This window comes from Enterovibrio sp. QJM3NY_24, assembly GCF_057786035.1.
Window position 1 is genome coordinate 2,395,929 of record NZ_CM173519.1, and the last position, 17,344, is coordinate 2,413,272.

Annotated in this window: 17 protein-coding genes; 12 read left to right on the forward strand and 5 right to left on the reverse strand. The window is 48.7% G+C overall.

The features are described from left to right. Positions 1-32: 32 nt before the first annotated feature. The 3 genes from AC3CIC_RS10495 to AC3CIC_RS10505 form a co-directional block, all read right to left on the reverse strand. Complete coding sequence (locus tag AC3CIC_RS10495; RefSeq protein WP_488514557.1) at positions 33-1,088, reverse strand: UDP-glucose--hexose-1-phosphate uridylyltransferase; 1,056 nt, start codon at positions 1,086-1,088, stop codon at positions 33-35. Positions 1,089-1,426: 338 nt separating this feature from the next. Next, positions 1,427-2,131 carry a VC0807 family protein gene (locus AC3CIC_RS10500; protein WP_488514558.1) on the reverse strand — a complete coding sequence of 235 codons (705 nt, stop codon included), beginning with the start codon at positions 2,129-2,131 and terminating at the stop codon, positions 1,427-1,429. A 218-nt stretch (positions 2,132-2,349) separates the two neighbouring features. After that, positions 2,350-2,937, reverse strand: a complete 588-nt coding sequence (locus AC3CIC_RS10505) for an acyl-homoserine-lactone synthase (RefSeq protein WP_488514559.1) — start codon at positions 2,935-2,937, stop codon at positions 2,350-2,352. A 244-nt stretch (positions 2,938-3,181) separates the two neighbouring features. On the opposite strand from AC3CIC_RS10505, the gene AC3CIC_RS10510 reads away from it, so the two are divergent. The 3 genes from AC3CIC_RS10510 to AC3CIC_RS10520 all read left to right on the forward strand — a co-directional run bounded on the left by AC3CIC_RS10510 (position 3,182) and on the right by AC3CIC_RS10520 (position 5,250). Continuing rightward, positions 3,182-3,724, forward strand: coding sequence for a hypothetical protein (locus tag AC3CIC_RS10510; RefSeq protein ID WP_488514560.1), 543 nt, complete (start codon positions 3,182-3,184; stop codon positions 3,722-3,724). Next, positions 3,676-4,179 (forward strand): hypothetical protein, encoded by a 504-nt coding sequence (locus tag AC3CIC_RS10515; protein ID WP_488514561.1) that lies wholly within the window; start codon positions 3,676-3,678, stop codon positions 4,177-4,179. The genes AC3CIC_RS10510 and AC3CIC_RS10515 overlap by 49 nt, the downstream gene beginning before the upstream one ends. 330 nt (positions 4,180-4,509) lie before the next feature. After that, a complete protein-coding gene (locus tag AC3CIC_RS10520; protein ID WP_488514562.1) occupies positions 4,510-5,250 on the forward strand; it encodes a helix-turn-helix transcriptional regulator in 741 nt (246 codons plus the stop codon). 149 nt (positions 5,251-5,399) lie between these two features. On the opposite strand, the gene AC3CIC_RS10525 is transcribed toward AC3CIC_RS10520, so the two are convergent. Together AC3CIC_RS10525 and AC3CIC_RS10530 are read right to left on the reverse strand one after the other, a co-directional pair. Next, positions 5,400-6,788, reverse strand: a complete 1,389-nt coding sequence (locus AC3CIC_RS10525) for a type III PLP-dependent enzyme domain-containing protein (protein WP_488515903.1) — start codon at positions 6,786-6,788, stop codon at positions 5,400-5,402. Between the two features lie 14 nt (positions 6,789-6,802). Beyond that, positions 6,803-7,183, reverse strand: a complete 381-nt coding sequence (locus AC3CIC_RS10530) for a hypothetical protein (protein WP_488514563.1) — start codon at positions 7,181-7,183, stop codon at positions 6,803-6,805. A 142-nt stretch (positions 7,184-7,325) separates the two neighbouring features. Between AC3CIC_RS10530 and AC3CIC_RS10535 the strand changes: the two genes are divergently transcribed. The 9 genes from AC3CIC_RS10535 (at position 7,326) to AC3CIC_RS10575 (ending at position 17,159) form a co-directional block, all read left to right on the forward strand. Continuing rightward, positions 7,326-8,309, forward strand: coding sequence for a beta-ketoacyl-[acyl-carrier-protein] synthase family protein (locus AC3CIC_RS10535; RefSeq protein WP_488514564.1), 984 nt, complete (start codon positions 7,326-7,328; stop codon positions 8,307-8,309). Continuing rightward, positions 8,302-9,909: an AMP-binding protein gene (locus tag AC3CIC_RS10540; protein WP_488514565.1), complete on the forward strand. Its 1,608-nt coding sequence runs from the start codon at positions 8,302-8,304 to the stop codon at positions 9,907-9,909. Before AC3CIC_RS10535 ends, AC3CIC_RS10540 begins: the two co-directional genes overlap by 8 nt. Next, positions 9,906-10,901, forward strand: coding sequence for a 3-oxoacyl-[acyl-carrier-protein] synthase III C-terminal domain-containing protein (locus AC3CIC_RS10545; RefSeq protein WP_488514566.1), 996 nt, complete (start codon positions 9,906-9,908; stop codon positions 10,899-10,901). Before AC3CIC_RS10540 ends, AC3CIC_RS10545 begins: the two co-directional genes overlap by 4 nt. Further along, positions 10,882-12,477, forward strand: coding sequence for an AMP-binding protein (locus AC3CIC_RS10550; protein ID WP_488514567.1), 1,596 nt, complete (start codon positions 10,882-10,884; stop codon positions 12,475-12,477). Before AC3CIC_RS10545 ends, AC3CIC_RS10550 begins: the two co-directional genes overlap by 20 nt. Continuing rightward, positions 12,470-13,471: an alpha/beta hydrolase gene (locus AC3CIC_RS10555; protein ID WP_488514568.1), complete on the forward strand. Its 1,002-nt coding sequence runs from the start codon at positions 12,470-12,472 to the stop codon at positions 13,469-13,471. The genes AC3CIC_RS10550 and AC3CIC_RS10555 overlap by 8 nt, the downstream gene beginning before the upstream one ends. Next, complete coding sequence (locus AC3CIC_RS10560; protein ID WP_488514569.1) at positions 13,468-14,412, forward strand: transglutaminase-like domain-containing protein; 945 nt, start codon at positions 13,468-13,470, stop codon at positions 14,410-14,412. Before AC3CIC_RS10555 ends, AC3CIC_RS10560 begins: the two co-directional genes overlap by 4 nt. Next, positions 14,399-15,385, forward strand: a complete 987-nt coding sequence (locus tag AC3CIC_RS10565; protein ID WP_488514570.1) for a 3-oxoacyl-[acyl-carrier-protein] synthase III C-terminal domain-containing protein — start codon at positions 14,399-14,401, stop codon at positions 15,383-15,385. Before AC3CIC_RS10560 ends, AC3CIC_RS10565 begins: the two co-directional genes overlap by 14 nt. Before the next feature lie 17 nt (positions 15,386-15,402). Further along, a complete protein-coding gene (locus AC3CIC_RS10570; RefSeq protein ID WP_488514571.1) occupies positions 15,403-16,383 on the forward strand; it encodes an alpha/beta hydrolase family protein in 981 nt (326 codons plus the stop codon). Positions 16,384-16,673: 290 nt separating this feature from the next. After that, a complete protein-coding gene (locus tag AC3CIC_RS10575; RefSeq protein ID WP_488514572.1) occupies positions 16,674-17,159 on the forward strand; it encodes a GNAT family N-acetyltransferase in 486 nt (161 codons plus the stop codon). Positions 17,160-17,344 lie beyond the last annotated feature (185 nt).

The window sequence follows — 17,344 nt, forward strand, 5'->3', positions numbered from 1 at the left end:
CTCTGAATTCATTTTTTTTCACTGTTCTTTAATCATTGTTGTTCTTTGTAGTGAACGTCGCTGACATCACGAAGACGCTGCGCTGCTTGCTCTGCCGTCAGGTCACGCTGACTTTCTGCGAGCATCTCGTAGCCGACCATGAACTTGCGCACCGATGCACTTCTCAGCAATGGCGGATAGAACAACGCATGCAACTGCCAATGGTCAATATCCGTGCCCTCATCAAAGAAAGGCGCGTAATGCCACCCCATCGAATAGGGAAAAGAACATTGAAACAAGTTGTCATAGCGACTGGTCAGTTTTTTGATCGCCACCGCTAAATCATCACGCTGATCATCACTCAATTCGTTCATGCGACGAATAGACGTTTTCGGCAACAACATGGTTTCAAAAGGCCATGCTGCCCAATACGGTACCAGTGCAACCCAATGCTCCGTTTCAACGACCACACGCGAGCGATCTTTCAGCTCAGCGTTCACATAGTCCACCAACAGGTTAGACCCGTGCTCTTGATAGTAGGCATTTAAGTGGTGTTCTTTGCGTTCGATCTCGTTCGGCAAAAAGCTATTTGCCCAGATTTGACCATGAGGATGTGGCTGAGAGCAGCCCATGGTTTCGCCTTTGTTCTCAAACGCTTGTACCCACAGGTAATCTTTACCGAGTGCTTCGATTTGATCGTTCCACGTATCAATCACGCGGCGAATGCTTTCAAGCGGAAGCTCAGGCAGCGTTTTACTGTGATCGGGCGAGAAACAAATCACGCGGCTCAACCCACGAACGCCTTGCGTTTTGAACAATAGATTGTCCGATTCGGGCGCATCAGGTGATTCCACCATCAAGGCAGCAAAGTCATTATTGAATACATACGTGCCCGTATAATCGGGGTTTTTGTCACCAGACACGCGCTCATTGGTTGGGCACAGGAAGCACGTTTTTTCATAGCTCGGCAGCGTGTCATTCGACGGTTTTTCATCTTGACCGCTCCATGGACGTTTTGCTCGATGAGGAGACACAAGGATCCATTGCCCTGTCAGCGGGTTATAGCGGCGGTGTGCGTGATCAACAGGGTTAAATTCAACATTCGACATCTTCGTTACTCATTAATCTTAAATCGCATGTAAACGTTTCCATAAGATAATAGAATAATACAGATTGAAAGAGAATGCAGAAAACCGCCCTGATCTTTCTATTGACTACATTGCGGCCACATCACGCGACACATTGGCTTTAAAGTGAAAGATATAGAATGAACAATCGTCGAAAATAGGAACTGATGCACTGTGACGCATCGACCACTCTCTAGCATGGTTGCTTAGTGTGTGTTTTGCGTGAAATATGATGGAGGGGGAGTGATGAAAATGCTATTTACCCATTTCTTATTAGCAGGGGGTCAGAGCTTTTACTCTGCCCCTAGCCTTTAGATTGGTTATTTCGACGAGCTATTCGCCAACACTTCTTCCAGCTTCAGTCCCGTCAAATCATGAATCGTTCGCCACAGGTAATAGAATATGCCCATCATCATGATGGTGGATGGCAGTGCAATCATTGGGTAGCTGTATAGTGTGAGTTGACCAAGTTGTTCATTAAACTCAGGGGTTCCTGCAGGGCTAGTGACAATCCACTTGGCGAGGATGAAGTTCATGGTTGCCGAAAAAGCAAAAGAGCCAGCGACAAGGTAGGTGGCTTTCATCAAGCGGCTTTCAAACGCCGCTATGCTGTTTCGCATTTGCAGACGTTGATTGATCTTCTCAACATCCATCACCGTTGGGTTGAAAAGCAACGCTTTGACTAACGGGGAAGAGGTAAAAGTAGAGACCAAAACAGCAATACCTATCGCAGCGGGAATAGCGGCTTCTTTAATGGCCAACCATTTGGTGTCCAGCTCGAGTAAACCAATGCCACCCGTGAGTAGAACGTTGGCGAGGCCCAACAAGGCAATGAAGTTGAATTTTCTGTATTTAATGAGTTCAAACAAGCCCCAACCGAGCGGGAAGCTCAAGGCGACAATCAAACCGCCGCTCGCACCTAGATCATTTTCACCACTTAATTTCATGAGAACAAAAGCAGGGATGACGATGCTGACCAGAAGGTCAATCATCGGGCGTGGTTTATGTGTAGGTGCACTATTCATGTTTTGTTGTTCCAGACTAAGTATGAAGGCTTATATACCATCGCTAATACTATCGAATGGAAAATTCGTTGGATAGTTTTCTGTCTGCCCTTTTTTGTTCGATTTAGTGTCTGACGTATTAATACCAATCGAAGCAACGATGTATCAAGCAACACGTGCGGGCAAATACGTGGGCACTTCTTCATTTACAGCGCGGAACTCAGGTTTCGGTACACCGCTTAGTTAATATTGATCTTCAAACGCTCATCCACTTCTAAGCGCAGCGCGATAGAGCGCTCTTTACCAACTTGCAGTGATTTTCCATTACCCATGCGGCGCATGTTTAAGCCAAGTGAGCGGAGCATTCTTTCGCAGCCCACCGTGGTAACCAATACATAAGCACGAATGTCTTTGGCTTGCGCGAAATCGTAGAACGATCGAATAAGTGTGAGCGCGTTGTTGCCGAACCAGCCATTAGTATTTTCGTAGCTTTCTCTTGAGGTAGTGAAACGCGAAATTTCCCATACGCCCTCTTCCATTGGTGCCTCTTCGCCCTGAAGAAGCTGAGGGAATACATCTTTGAGCATGTACTTGCCTTGCGTTGGCATGGCACGCCAACAGCCGATCACTTCTTGGTTTTCTTCCGTCAGTGCCACATAGCTAGTCTCATTCATCTCATCAAAGTTGTCTGATTCCATCTCTTCCGATGATTCCACTTCCCACCCTAAACGCTCCAAAAAACTGCGATGACGCAAGCGAAAAATGTTGTTCAGAACAGCAGGATTTTGAAGTTTAGATTCAGGTGTCAGGGTAATTATCTGGCTCATGGTTATTCCTTCAACTAGTCATTGGTCATCGTTTAGGGCGATTTCTTGAGAACGAGTTAAAGGCTATGGCAGTCCCTTCAGTCCAGTAAGCTGTCTGAAATTACAGTATTCGCTGTCTAATTTTTAATCCTCTCATTTATAAAGAGAAAACAATGATACTCACCTGTCCCTATCACTTTTGACAGGGTGTGTTTCCTCGGTAATTCCCTATTGTTGCACTATGCGATTTAAGGAATAGACCACATTGAATAATCAGCAAAAAAATAGCGCTGTGGCGCAGAGCGTACATGCCCCATCATTAGAAACAGATGCGATACCAGACGAATTAGTCATGGCATTAAACAAAGCGAAAACGCTATCCAGCCGCAACGGGGTTGCGTGGTTGCTGTTTGAAAATAATCAGTTGGTGGCGAGTTATAGTGGTCTCGCTGGTGACCCAATGTTGACCTCACTCAACCATCCTTCGCCCTCAAATCATCAACGCAGACTCTATCTTTCCTCTCCACCTCATCAACATGCTTACACCCGCAGCGAATTAGTGGAAACGGCAGACAAATGGTCGTTAAACACCATCTGTTATCCCATGCTTTCCGACACTATGCGTCAAGCGCTGTCCGTCGAAAATCTCACGCTGAAAGATCTGAATACAGAAAACGTGACTCTTCAAATGCCAAAAATCGGCGCAGGCAACGAGTCACTATTTTTTGGCCCTGCCACACTGAAAAAGCACCAACGTCCTTGGACCATTTGTTTTGTTTCCATGAACAGCCAAAACGCCAAGCGGTAAAGTACGACCACTTTTTTTCAGGTTTTGGTGCAGAAAGCACGTTTCATCATTCGCTAACCAAACACACCATCGTGGCACTGCAAAAAGGCTTAAGCCAAAGCGACCCACAACTGAATGCCATTAAAGAGAAATGTTGCGCCATAGAGATAGAAAATGCCGAGGCTTTAGCACAGCTTCAAGCAAAACTTGCCCGAGGCGGACAAAGCACACTCGTCACCTTGTGTGACAATGCCTTTTTCTATGCACTGGCGAATGACAGCAAAGTTGATGAGTGCAGAACGTATGTTGCCCTCACCGAACTGACGCATTTCCAGCCGCTCTCTGCATCGAATAATTCAAAAGTACCAAGGGTTCCAAACTTGTTTGGTTGGAAAGTCACCTCCACGCACAGTTTTGACGCAGGGGTACTTATTCAAATAAGGCGAGAAAATCAAACATTTGATCATGATAAATAGAAATATTAGAGAAAACCGTGTGCAAAATTGATCACAAAATTCATGCCGGGATCATATTTTCTAATATGAGAAAAAATGAAATACTTTACTATCTTTTCTCACTTTAGATTCCACAGAAACAAATTAATACACCTTACCTTAAAATCATGCCTATCATTTGATCGCTTCTCAACCACGGTGCTATGCTAAAAATCGCGAAACCCTTAACAGCAAAGGCTAAGGTCGATATTTTTCTCACAAAAGTGATAGCTAGCCTAGACCTCATTCATGACTAAATCATGTGAAATGCGTCTAATCTTAAGTAATACACCAAGGATGGAAACAGTACTTATGAATACCGATCAACTGTATGCCATTGTTGAAAAGCTGACTCATGTAAATAGTAGAGAAAAGTTAGAAAATATCTGCGAACAATTTTGTGAACTCGTAGGGCTTCCTTATTATTTATTTGGTGTGATAGAGCAAGATTCCCTTTACGCCCCCATCATTCATTCCTACAGCAATTACCCAACACCTTGGCTAGAAAGATATTTTGAACAAAACAAACAACGCGTCGATCCTGTGGTGAGTTATATCATGACGCAGCAATCTCCCATTCGTTGGGATTCCCTTGTGCAACGTGAAGAATTTCAATGCCCGAAACAACAAGAACTCATGGCAACCGCCAAGCAATATGGACTCAGCAATGGTTTCACCATTCCCATCAAATCCGCTTCTGGAGATTTCGTTTTGCTTAGCATGGCCATTGGCGATGTGGAAAATCAATGTGAAAAGCTAAACGCGGCCATTCCTTTTGCCCATACCCTCGCTACCCATCTTCTCGAGTGTTATCTCACCATGAAGATCAAAACCAAAGGCAGCGAGAAAGTATCTCTAACCCAACGTGAAACCGATTGCTTGTTTTGGGCCAGCGAAGGAAAAACCGCGTGGGAGATTTCAAAGATCATCAATGTCTCTGAACGCACAGTGCTGTTTCACTTAAATAACTGCACCAAAAAACTGTCAGCCTCTAACCGCCAACATGCGGTAGCACTGGCGATCAAAAAGGGATTGCTTAAACCGAATCTGTGAATCAATCGATGTCAGCGGCATTGCGCCCCCACACATATTTCGAGATAAACGAGAAAGTGAGCCATAAACAATAAAAATAAACAGAAATCAAAAACGCGAAGCCAGTTTGGTTTCACGTTTTTGTTCAATCTGACAGCATCCAGCTGTTTCTAGCCAGCACGGCGCAAAGGATCACGCTGAATGCTATCTGGCGACCCAACCCACACAGTCTGATCTATCTGCGTGTATCTTCGCTTCATCTCTTCGACAGTATCTTGCTTACCCACTTGTTTCACACCCGCTGGCGTGACCATGAATTCCGCAGGGAAGCCATGTCCAATAAACAAACCGGGCGAGCTAGTTATCGCATATGCGCCCACTTGATGCACCACCAAATAATCCCCCACCTCTAAAGGTTGAGATTCGAATTTATCCGCAATAATGTCAGACGGTGTGCACAAAGGGCCAACAAGGGTGTATTTCTTGCGCTCAATGTCTGAGGCCGCTGCACTGTCCTGCGCTTCTCGTTCAGGTAAACCAGATTGTGCGATAGCTTCGAGACTATGCCCCTCCGCTTTACCGATAAAATAAGGTTTTCGCATTAAGTTGGCGAAAGCCGTTGCGCCGTGGAACAAGTTATAGCCTCCATCACACACCACAAAGGTTTTACCGCCAGATTGTTTAATGGATTTCACTTGAACGACAGCTTTTCCGTTTTCACCCACAATGAAACGTCCGCTTTCAAAAAACAGTCGCGACGCACCTGTTCTCCTCACCAAGTTTTCTTGTAAAAACAACAACTTTTCTCTCATTGGCTCAAGCGATAACGCGTCCTCCCCTTTGTAATAAGGAATGCCAAACCCACCACCGAGGTTAAGCCAATTCATTGGCAGCCCAACGCGCATTTGTAAGCGAATCAGGTAATCACACAGCTTAGAAAAGTTAGCAATAAAATTGACGGAGTCCAGCACACGTGTGGTGGCGTACACATGTACACCCAAAATGGCAATGTTGTGCGATTTCGCAAGGGTGAGTAGCGACGGTAAATCTTCTTCTGAAATACCGAACTGAGAGGCCGCTCCGCCCATTTTCATTGAGCCACCGGAAATTTCTATGTTTGGGTTAATACGCAAAAGAATGGCGGTATCGGCGCCAAATCGCTGTTTCAACTCGCCGAGTTCCAACAATTCTTCTGCACTTTCAACCGCCACAAACGCGATATTATTCCGCGCACATTCCGTCAATAATCGTGTGGATTTATACGGGCCGACACAACCAATGTTTTTAGGGTCAACATCGCTGGACAGTGCCAGGTCTAGCTCAAATGCACTGCTCACATCACAGCCTAATCCTTGCTTAACAATGGTGTCTACTAGCGAAGGATTAGGGTTAGCCTTGAGCGAATACAACACACTCGCCACGTTAGGCAACGCCACCGCTTTTAAGCGCTCACATTGTTGTTGAATTCCCGCTTGGTGATAAACGTAAAAAGGCGTCGTTGGAAGCGACGCGCTGGGCAGCTCCCGCGTCAAAGACGCTGACTTTGAAGTCTCTAACATCATTGAATGTCCCATTATGGATTCTTAAATTCTTTGTATGTCAGGCAGCGCTTCGCGGGTGCGTGATGCACCATGTCTACCGACGCCAATTCATCGTTGTTGGTGTTTATCGTGATAAGACTGAGCACGTTATGACAGGCCTTTTCAGCACGCATACTCATGTACACGAAATACTCCAAATACTCTTGGTTTCGCTCTTCGCGCAAAAACGTGAAGTGATTGATTTCATCGTTTTCTTCAAACACCCAAGGGCTACCGGACAGCGCATGACCATTCAACATGGTTCGCAGTTCCTCTTGATTGAAGCTGGATTTGGCATTCACGAATGGCGCCACCAGCAGCAGTGCCAGCAGATAGCGTTTTTTCAGGACGGTTTTGAACAATGGACTACACATGGATCCTCCTTGGTATGACGCGATAAGACACAGACACAATGTCACATCGAAGGAATGGCGCTAACTGTCAGAATTGACAGCTGGGTGAAGAACAAATAACCAACAACAATGTGTGTCATACGTTCGTAAATGGAATGACACCATGACCCAACTGAATTATTGGTCGGACACTGCGAAAATCAGAGAGCCTGTTGAAACAACCCTCTCGCAACTCGGCTACGACACGGGCTATGTCGGTATCATCAAGAAGATTTTTCGTATCACCCAAACACCCGTGTCCAAATTGTCACCTCAGCAATACCTGCTGCAAGATGCCTTTTGCCAGCACGCTGATCTGCTGGGGGCGGATACGCTCACTTACACCCACACTGGGCAAGAAGTGTATCCCTTCGGGCACTCTTGTTTGCGGTCGCTTAATCGTTCAAGCCAAGGAAATGGCTCATTGTTCGGCTCCACCGCCAGTAATTGCGCATCCACATTTAAAGTGTTCGATCTCTATCGTCGTCGGTTACAACAACACCCTTTCGTTTCAAAACGTCATGTGATCGTGACCTGTGACACCGGCTTCACGCCAATCCTCAAAGACATTCCCGGATCGACCGTAACAGGCGACGCGCGCAGTGCCATTTGCTTGGACGACAGTGCAGCGGGCGACTATCAGTTGGTGGGCTATGAATCGCAGGTTTATCCGGCCCATTTTGGGGGCGCGTGGGAAGAGGCAGAGCAACACGCTATTTACGAGAAAACCTATAAAGATCGGATTGTCGCGTTGATCGAGCAATCGCTCGCGGCCCTTGCGCGTGAACACAAGCTCGATGCAGACAGCCGAATCGCTATCGTTCCGCATAACGTCAATGTCTACACATGGAAAGCCATCGAGAAAAAGCTCAACAACCCGCAGATTTTTTTCTTCACCGACGGCGTGGCTGACCACGGGCACTGCTATGGCAGCGATGCGTTCATCAATCTTCAGTTGCTCGAAAAACGCCATGCTGAGCAATTTAACGACAACCAAACGCCCCCAACGCCCGATTACTTTCTGTGTGTGACCGCTGGCGTAGGTGGCTTTTTCTCAAGCGTGACGCTGAAACCGACCAGCATGAAAAAGGACCCGTCTTATGACTAACACGACCTCGCATGAGCGTGACTTCACGCCGACTGCTTTGCAACAAACCATGGTGGCAAATATCGACAAACTTGGCGATAAAGCCGCAGTGCGATATCGCGATACCACTTACAGCTATCGCGCTTTGTTGGTGCTTGCCAGCCAACTTCGAGAACAAATTAATGCCCATCGTATTGTCAAAGACGAAGGCAAAAGCGCGCTTAATGGCTGTGACCAAAATAACGTGCCCGTTCTCACCTGCTCGCGGTCGCCACTTTTCGCCAATTTGTTCAACTTACTGCTTGGGATTGAAGGCATCACCTATGAGCCACTATCACTGAATGAGCCGTTCGATCGTGCCATTGCTAAAGCCAGCAAATGGCAAAACTTTGTGTTATTGACCGACACCCAAACAGAGAGCGAGCTTGGCCCCATTGCCGAGCGCGCCAGCCTGACATTGATTGCCGATGAAGACCTCTCCTATCGCATCCAATCTCGGCCCGAAAACGCCGGAGAGAACCACTTATCGCTCGACGAATGTGTGTACATTCTTTCCACGTCCGGCTCAACGGGTGTGCCCAAATCGGTGCCGATCAAACGCCACAATCTTGATGCGTATCTGTCCGCCGCAACCCGCTTTTTTCCTATCGAGCAAGACGAGCACTTTTCGGTGATCCACGATGTGTGTTTCGACTTCAATATTCACGAACTGTACCTGCCCATTCACAATCACGGGTGCCTGTGCATTGCCGATAAATCGGATTTGCTCAGCCCGGCCACGGTCAGCAAATTTGTTGAACGCCACAGCGTCACGTTTTGGTCTTGTGTTCCCTCTTTCATCAACCATTTAGACCATTTACGTAAATACAACAGCGACACCTTCAACAGCATTCGCAACACCATGATTTGTGGTGAAGCGCTGACGTTAGTGATCCAGCAAGCGTGGCGAGCACTCGCCCCCAACAGCCGAATATTCAATCTCTATGGGCCAACAGAATGCACCGTATCTGTTTCAGGCAAAGACGTCACACACCCGCGGAAAGACGATATTCGCGACGGTGTGCTAACCATTGGTCAGGCGTGGGACAACACCCAGTTCTATGTGCTCAATGAAGGTCACATCCGTCAAGAAGGCCGAGGGGAGTTATTAGTCGGTGGGCCACAAGTCTTTGACGGCTATTTCCGTGAAGGCCGCGTGTGTCGAGAAAAACTCGTCGAAGAACCGCAAACGGGGCAATTGCTTTATCGCACTGGCGACAATGTCGACCTCTCGCACAGTCAATCCAATCACTATCTAGGTCGCGGTGACGATCAACTGCAGATACGTGGACATCGAATCCAAAAAAACGAGATTTTACACCTAATTTGCCAAACCATTCCCTGCTCTAACCTCGCCGTGGTCGAGAAGAATTCCAGCAATGGCACCACTGTCGGCATCGTGCTGTTTATCTGCGGTGAGAACTTGCAAGAGGTGGACATTCGCCGGCGTTTAGCACGCACCCTGCCAAGCTACGCCTTGCCATTGAAAATCAATATCGGCCCACTGCCGATGAACAAAAACATGAAGATTGACCACAAGAAACTCTTCGCCCACGTGAACCCAGAGGTGGAAACCTCATGAGGATCGACGATAACGAAAATATCGCGCTGTCTATTGATGCCATTTGTGTGGTGCGACCGAAGCAGAAACTGGTGTTGGTGGACAATTATGACGCCGTGCATTGCACATCATTCAACGCGCACATTTTAAAGAAGATGATGGGGATTGAAACCGTCAATGTATTGCCCGACGGTGAACCCCATCAAACTTTGATGATGCCTTTGGTGTCAACGCCAATCGGCAACGGGCAAGAGGTGGAATTGCGCAGTGCCAACACGGGGGCGATGCGGGCGCAATTCGGTCAATCTATCGACCGTTCTTTGGCGAGAATTCACAATCTGATCCCTTTGGGATTAAGCAACGCCAATCGCTGTGTCTCTTTGTTTAAGCAACTGGATATGATTTCGCGCACTGCCCCTGCACCTCGTCATTACTGTATTCACAATGGCGAATTGGCGTTTAGCAAAGAAATGCGCATTACCCGTGGCTTGTCAGTGCAAGGTGACAGCAACACCAGCTTGCGGTTAAGCCACACAGACTCGCCGAAGATCCAAGTCAGTAGTGTGCACTTGCACTATGACCGCCGCTTTGCGCGGGGCATTTGGGGCGATAATGTGGAAACCAAAGCCTACGAAGAAAATTATCGCCAAAACATGCACCAGGTGATCCATTGCGCCTTAGACAAAGCAGGTGTCACCCTGTCACAAATAGACCACCTGCTCCCCCACAATATCAACATCAAATCATGGCGCTTTCTGTGCCAATCGCTCGATGTGTCTGAATCGCGGTTGTTCTCGCGAAACATCCAAAGTGAAGGTCACTGTTTCTGCAACGACATGGTGATCAACCTCAGTGATGCGCTAGACGCATTTACCCATGAAGACACCCCACCCACCGCAGAAAGCCCCTTGCGTTTTCTTGCCGTGGCCGCCGGCGCCGGCGGGATGTTCGGCGCCTGTGTGCTTGATGTTATTCAGCTAGAAGGATTACGTAATGAGAGACACGCTATATAGCATCATGGTTGAGGCGGGCGATCGCATTGCTGTTCTCGACCAAGATAAAACCTATCGCTACCAAGACGTATTGGAAGACGCCGCCTTGCTGCGTGAGAAACTCAATCTCGCCGCAAACGGCAACCCCACTGGCACGCACATCTTGATGTCGGCACAACGCTCCTACACCAGTGTGGTCATGTATGTGTTCAGTGTGGTCTATGGCTATACCTTGGTGCCTGTCACTGCTGAAATCGACGACCGTTCATTAACGCGTTTAATCAATGACCTTCCGGTGGCCTTCTTCTTCACCGACACGTCTTCGTCGCGCTTACTCACGCTGGCACAACAAACCCTGTGCCCGACCTGGGTGGCGGAACGCGGGAAAAGACTCAGCGACGGCATTTTTTATCAGCCGAGCCCTCGCCATGAAAGCCATTCACAAGAAGCCAATCTACAAAAAAACAGTCTGCTAGAAACCAATGCGCAAGAAACAAAGACGAATACAAACGCCACCCCAAGCCAAGACAACCCCGATCTGTATTTGATCTTCACGTCTGGCAGCACGGGTAACCCCAAAGGCGTGAGTGTCGAATCCCACAACCTGCTCAACTACTTGGAAGCCACACGGGATGAGTTTGGCATAGTCGCAGACGATATTCTCAGCCATATTTCCCCGCTGAGTTTTGATTTCAGTATTCACGAGATCTTCATTGCACTGTTCAATCAAGCCGCCATTGCCGTACTGCGTGAAAACGACAAATTCAACTTTTCAGGCTATTTGTTACGACATGCCGTCAGCGTGTGGGCATCGGTGCCCTCTACCGTGGCATACCTAAACAAAACCCGACAATTAAACCCCAACCAGTACCCCGCGCTGCGCTTGGCATTTGTTGGCGGCGAACCGGTTCAACCGTCGCTGCTTCATACCTTGTCGGTCGCCGCTCCACATTGCACCATTTACAGCTATTACGGCCCTACCGAATGCACCGTCGCGATGATGGCGTGCTTGTATGACCCGAACAAAGAATACGCTCAACACATGCCACTCGGACGGCCTTTTGGCGGCCATCGCTTATTCATTCAAACCGAGCAAGACGGTGCATTTCATGCCACGGGAACAGGCGAAGCCTTCATCGCTGGGCCGCAGGTATTAAAGGCCTATTGGAAAAACCCTGAGCAAACATCACTCCGTTTTTCCTACCACCCCGAACACGGTTATCTGTTTCGCACCGGCGATATCATTCGCATTGAAGAAGACGGCAACCACGCGTTCATCGCACGCCAAGATGACGACATCAAAATTGGTGGCTACCGCTTTAATACCGCCGCCTGCCGCACTTTTGTCGAAGAAGTATCCAAGGCCGAAGACGTGGTGGTGACGCCCTTTTCGCACAGCACCGAAGGCACGTTTGATCGCCTGCTTGTGATCACCGTGAATGCCCAAATCAGCGAAGCCGCCTTGGCGCGTATTTTCCGCGACCAATACGATAACTATGTGCAGCCTCACTTCGTTAATGTGTCAGAGCTCCCGTTCAACCGAAACGGCAAGCTGGACAAAAAAGCCTTGATGGAAAAGGTGGCATGCCATGTTTGATCAACGCCCTTCTTTAAGCACGTTGGCACGAAGAGAAGCCCCCATTGACTACGCAAAGCAGTCCTATGACGCGCTTATCAACGTCACGAATACGCCGCCGCGCGCGCCAGCCATTGCGGTGTTCAACCGGCTTGTTCCCATTGACGGCAAACCCACTAACCTCGCCATTTGGGCGCCAATGACAGATTTAGCACTAACCGATGACGCACGTGCACAGGGTGAGCAAAAAACCATGCGCTACTACCTCACGCACAAAGGTGATGCCTTCAAAACGCGTCACGTTCAGGCAAAGCCAGAGGTGCGGGTGAAAAAACTGTGCCTGATTTTCCCCGGTTTTAATGGTGGCCCCTTCGATCAATTTCACCTTGCTGAATCACTGGCCAAAGCAGGCTACTGGGTGATGTCTGTAGGCTGTTATATCAACCCTGATCTCAAACCGAGTGACGATCCCGACAAGATTGCCCTTGCACTGGAAGATGCATACGCCGCCTACCCCTCGGTATTGGAAGCGTTCACTCAGCTCACCGGATTGCCCCTTTCGTCAGAGGCAATCAAAGCGATCCGATACCTGTCTTTTTCAGCAGGTATCTACCCCTTGCTCCGCGCCGTCAGAAAGGGGAACTGCCCCGCTTGGCAGCATCACTTGTTATTGATGGCACCGGGGCTATCCGCCACACCAGGGGTAGCTGCGTTACTGGCCGATGCACCGATTTGCCATGTGGATCTTGTTCACTCGGCGCAAGATACGCACCCAACCTTTGGCGATCCCTTACGCTATTTAACCTTTTTTGAACCATCACGCACTCAGCTTCACGCGCTCTCGCATGGTGAGCATTACGACTTCATACATCTGCCACTGTCGATACAAAAATCGGCACAGAAAACGGCGCAACTCACCGCCAGCGGCGCCTCGGCGCAATCTCAACACGCGTCCACCGTCAAGCATGCTTGCTTAGCGATTCTCGACAGCCTGATTCATGGAGAAACACAATGAGCCTGAACATAGCCACAACGAGCTTAACTAACATCGCCAATGTCTATTCCACGCCAACGCCATACACCGCATTTGAGGATTGGCAACGTTTTGATCCGGCATACGGTGACGACATCTTGTCTGATCCACAAAGCGCCATTGACCTTGCCAACGAGCTGGTGGCGCATTACAACCACTCCGAATTCCACAAAATGGCCCCGGAGCGCGCCAACGATCTCGAACTGCGCTCGGTCAGCGAAATCATTACTCGCTTCCATGAACTCAATCCCGACCCGTCTGCGCCTGCCACCCCCGTCGGTGGTCGCTGTCGTGATTTGGCGCTGTTAGTGTGCAGCCAGTTTCGCGCCCAAGGGGTACCTGCCCGCCTGCGCTTTGGGTTTACACACATGTATTACGACACCAAACGCGCACTCGCCGATCACGTGGTGGTGGAATACTTCGATGAAGGACGTTGGAAAATCTTAGAACCACGCGGCAGTTCTCGTCTCATGGCCCATCAGGATCTAGGCATTAACCCCATTGATGTAGACCCGAAAAAGTTCATCAATGGTCCTCGCGCATGGCACAAGATCCGAAACAAAACCCTGCGCGCTGAATGGTTCAGTGGCACCACACCCAACGCACAAATGGGGTTGTGGTATGTCCGTAAAATCATGCTGTTTGATTTGGCAAGCCTGTGCCGATACGAAGCTGATGTGTTTGACTTATGGGGCTATTTAACCGATTCAAAACCAGGTGTGATGCCAAAGTTCAAGCCGCACCTAGAAGCGCTAGACACCATTGCTGCCACCGATTTTCTCGATGAAGCAGCGTTTACCGAGTGTTATCAACTGTTGGTTAACGATGATCGCTTTTTGCCCGACGGCGAAATCAGCGTGTCACCCACGCTAGGAAAACATAAAAAGCTGTCGGTAAGGAAAAATGACTATGTTCTATATTAGTCGCAACGTCACGGCAGACGCGCCTCGGGTGCTGAATGTGTTGGCCGACCATGAGGCGCTTTTTTTGAGCGCGTCATCCGCCAAAGTATTCAGCCAATGGTACGGGTTCCACGAACTGCCCTTTTACGATTACACCCCCTGCACCGAGTATTATCAGCAAGCGCTGCACGCATTCGTCGAGGCTGACAACACTGAACATTCATCGCCCTCACAAACCGCATCAGCGCCGCTAGATGCCGTGGTACACAACCACACAGGTGCGTTATGTGGCGTGTTTGGCGAACGGGTCATGCTAAGAAGCAGCCGCGCCGCGCTAAGCAAAAACGACGAGGCCGACAACAACTGGCTGCCGTTTTCTTCCTCGGCGGCAAAATGCGCCACACCGATGCAACTGATGAAGTATTTCGAACGCAACCGCGCCCTGAATAATATTCTTTTGGTCACGGGCGACATTGCCGACAACGTGGATCTTCGCGTCAATCCTGTTGCACTCAGCTCAGACACCATCAACATGGTGCAGCTTACTCGCACGCCAAGTGATATCTCGGTGTTGTCTGTCGCGACCCTGTTCGACGGGCAATTTTCAGGCGGGATCTACCTGCAATCCAACGACGGTATTCAGCAAAAATACAACGAGTTCTATCAGATCAACGTGGAAAGAGTGGTCGACCGCTGCCTCGCAGAAGCCAAGCTCACTCGCGACGACATTGATGTGATATTGCCGCATAACGTCAACGTGCAAACGTGGAAGAAATTGACAGCCAAATTAGGCATTAACATGGACAAGGTTTACACCAAGAACATTGCCCGATATGGTCATTGCTTCGGTGGTGATCTGTTCGTCAATCTTAACGATTTGTATAACGAATTAGACAGCCCAACCTCAGTGACCTGCCTCGCTGTTGCAGCAGGTATCGGTGCCTCTTTTGGCGCTACCTTATTCGGCATATCTAAAGGAAATGAAACAGAATGAGAGGTCGATGGAAGAAGATGAGTATTTTTCTGATTTCCACTATCGTCGTACTGAGCATCATCGTACTGGCGATATTTTTATTGCAACGCCCCCCAGTAGACCCTGCGCTAGAGAAAGGCTTGCAGGTGTCAACATTCACCGTGGACGACGCCGCCGGTCAAACCGAGCTGGAGGCTCGGACTTGGCAATTACCCCCCGACAGTAATACCCAACCCAAAGGCGTGATTCTAGTCTCGCATGGTTTTTCTGCCACCGCAGGCACCATGCGCGTATACGCCGCACAATTGGCGCACGCAGGTTATGTGGTTGCCGCCGTCTCTCATGATGATCTCAAAGGTTTGCGCAGCGGCCTTGTTGAAAACGACCCCATGGTGGCCAGGCAACGACACTTACAACTGCTGCTCGAACAGCTTTACACCAACGATGTCCAACATGCCCTTCGCGGTTTACCAGTAGGCATCTTGGGGTATTCATTAGGCGGTTACGCCGCGCTCACCAGCACTGCCTTTCCACCGCTGTTAGACAAGCAGCCTGCATTTTGTGAAACCCAACCACGTGGTGAAAACATCTTGCTGTGTAACCCCCGTTTTGGGCAGCGCATTCAGGCGATTCTTTCTCAAGACGCTAACGCATCGTCACTAAGCTTCACCCCAGCAATTCCTGCTGCTGCCATCGCGCTTTTTGCGCCAGCCTACACTCAGCTGATTGACATGGCAGACCAAGAAAATGCGCCACCGGTTTTCCTTGCTAACGGCCAGTTAGATGAGTACGTCAGCCCAAGCGACATGGCATCGCTCGCGCAGTCCCACCCTTACATCAAACAGCACCAAGAGTTAGAAGGTGCAGGACACTATGTTTACCTGCCGTCATGCCCTTGGCCGCTTTCTCTCTTTTTGGAAAACTGCAAAGACCCGAAACCAATTGAGCGCACCCCTAAGCAAACCGCACTCGCGAATGATGTGGTGGCGTTTTTTGATGAAAATTTGGTCACACAATAGCGGGATGGTTTGGCTCCCTCACCTTGCTGAAAGGTGGGGGAGCATCTTTCCTTTGCCTATCCTCCCGTCAGCGACCCCACCGATACTTAAAAGCCCTGCTAACTCGCATTTTCACAAGCGAAAACTAATTCCACCAAAAAGATAAAGAAAGCTCAGTGCTCACTTGTGTTCAGAAACCTAGTGTTTAGAAAAGGGATGTTGGAGCACGCTGAATAGATACCGACTTGATAGAGACATCTGGTTTAGACATGATGACTTATCGAGAGGTGTTATGTTCAAGGAGAACACTCATGATTAGGGAAATCACAAGATCGGATTTCGAATCATTCTGGCCAACGTTTTATGCCGTTATTCAGGCTCAAGAAACCTATGCATTCGACCCCGATATGACGTTGAAACAGGCATTCTCGCTATGGTGTGAAATGCCACTAAAAGCTTATGTTTTCATTGAAAATGATCTCGTTCTCGGCACCTACTACATTAAGCCAAATGCGATGGGTCCAAGTCGTCATATTTGCAATTGTGGGTACATGGTTTCAAGTGAGGCGAGAGGTAAAGGTATTGCTCGCCTTATGTGTGAACACTCACAAAAAACAGCGATTGAGCTCGGTTTCGATGCAATGCAATTTAACAGCGTTGTCTCTACCAATGACGTCGCGGTCAAGCTTTGGGAGAAGCTGGGTTTCACTATCATTGGTACTATCCCAAAAGCATATAAACATGCTCAGTTAGGGCTAGTTGATAGCTACATCATGTACAAATGGCTACGAACATAACAGACGTCAATGGCGTCTTTGCACACCCATCCCCCATGTTCCCTTGCTCTCATCTTTCCTTCTTTCTCGCCTTTTTCCCCTATGCACCCACTCGCCTGTCATAAGTGACAGCTCCGCTCGCTCGCCATACATGCCTTAACACCAACCCCAAATTTACATAATTAAAATCAAGCAATTAGGCCTAC

What these genes read in the sequence shown, in the direction of transcription:
- AC3CIC_RS10495 (WP_488514557.1), bottom strand. Translation starts at nt 1,088, where the DNA reads ATGTCGAATGTTGAATTTAACCCTGTTGATCACGCACACCGCCGCTAT.
- AC3CIC_RS10500 (WP_488514558.1), bottom strand. Translation starts at nt 2,131, where the DNA reads ATGAATAGTGCACCTACACATAAACCACGCCCGATGATTGACCTTCTG.
- AC3CIC_RS10505 (WP_488514559.1), bottom strand. Translation starts at nt 2,937, where the DNA reads ATGAGCCAGATAATTACCCTGACACCTGAATCTAAACTTCAAAATCCT.
- AC3CIC_RS10520 (WP_488514562.1), top strand. Translation starts at nt 4,510, where the DNA reads ATGAATACCGATCAACTGTATGCCATTGTTGAAAAGCTGACTCATGTA.
- AC3CIC_RS10525 (WP_488515903.1), bottom strand. Translation starts at nt 6,788, where the DNA reads ATGTTAGAGACTTCAAAGTCAGCGTCTTTGACGCGGGAGCTGCCCAGC.
- AC3CIC_RS10530 (WP_488514563.1), bottom strand. Translation starts at nt 7,183, where the DNA reads ATGTGTAGTCCATTGTTCAAAACCGTCCTGAAAAAACGCTATCTGCTG.
- AC3CIC_RS10535 (WP_488514564.1), top strand. Translation starts at nt 7,326, where the DNA reads ATGACCCAACTGAATTATTGGTCGGACACTGCGAAAATCAGAGAGCCT.
- AC3CIC_RS10540 (WP_488514565.1), top strand. Translation starts at nt 8,302, where the DNA reads ATGACTAACACGACCTCGCATGAGCGTGACTTCACGCCGACTGCTTTG.
- AC3CIC_RS10545 (WP_488514566.1), top strand. Translation starts at nt 9,906, where the DNA reads ATGAGGATCGACGATAACGAAAATATCGCGCTGTCTATTGATGCCATT.
- AC3CIC_RS10550 (WP_488514567.1), top strand. Translation starts at nt 10,882, where the DNA reads ATGAGAGACACGCTATATAGCATCATGGTTGAGGCGGGCGATCGCATT.
- AC3CIC_RS10555 (WP_488514568.1), top strand. Translation starts at nt 12,470, where the DNA reads ATGTTTGATCAACGCCCTTCTTTAAGCACGTTGGCACGAAGAGAAGCC.
- AC3CIC_RS10560 (WP_488514569.1), top strand. Translation starts at nt 13,468, where the DNA reads ATGAGCCTGAACATAGCCACAACGAGCTTAACTAACATCGCCAATGTC.
- AC3CIC_RS10565 (WP_488514570.1), top strand. Translation starts at nt 14,399, where the DNA reads ATGTTCTATATTAGTCGCAACGTCACGGCAGACGCGCCTCGGGTGCTG.
- AC3CIC_RS10570 (WP_488514571.1), top strand. Translation starts at nt 15,403, where the DNA reads ATGAGTATTTTTCTGATTTCCACTATCGTCGTACTGAGCATCATCGTA.
- AC3CIC_RS10575 (WP_488514572.1), top strand. Translation starts at nt 16,674, where the DNA reads ATGATTAGGGAAATCACAAGATCGGATTTCGAATCATTCTGGCCAACG.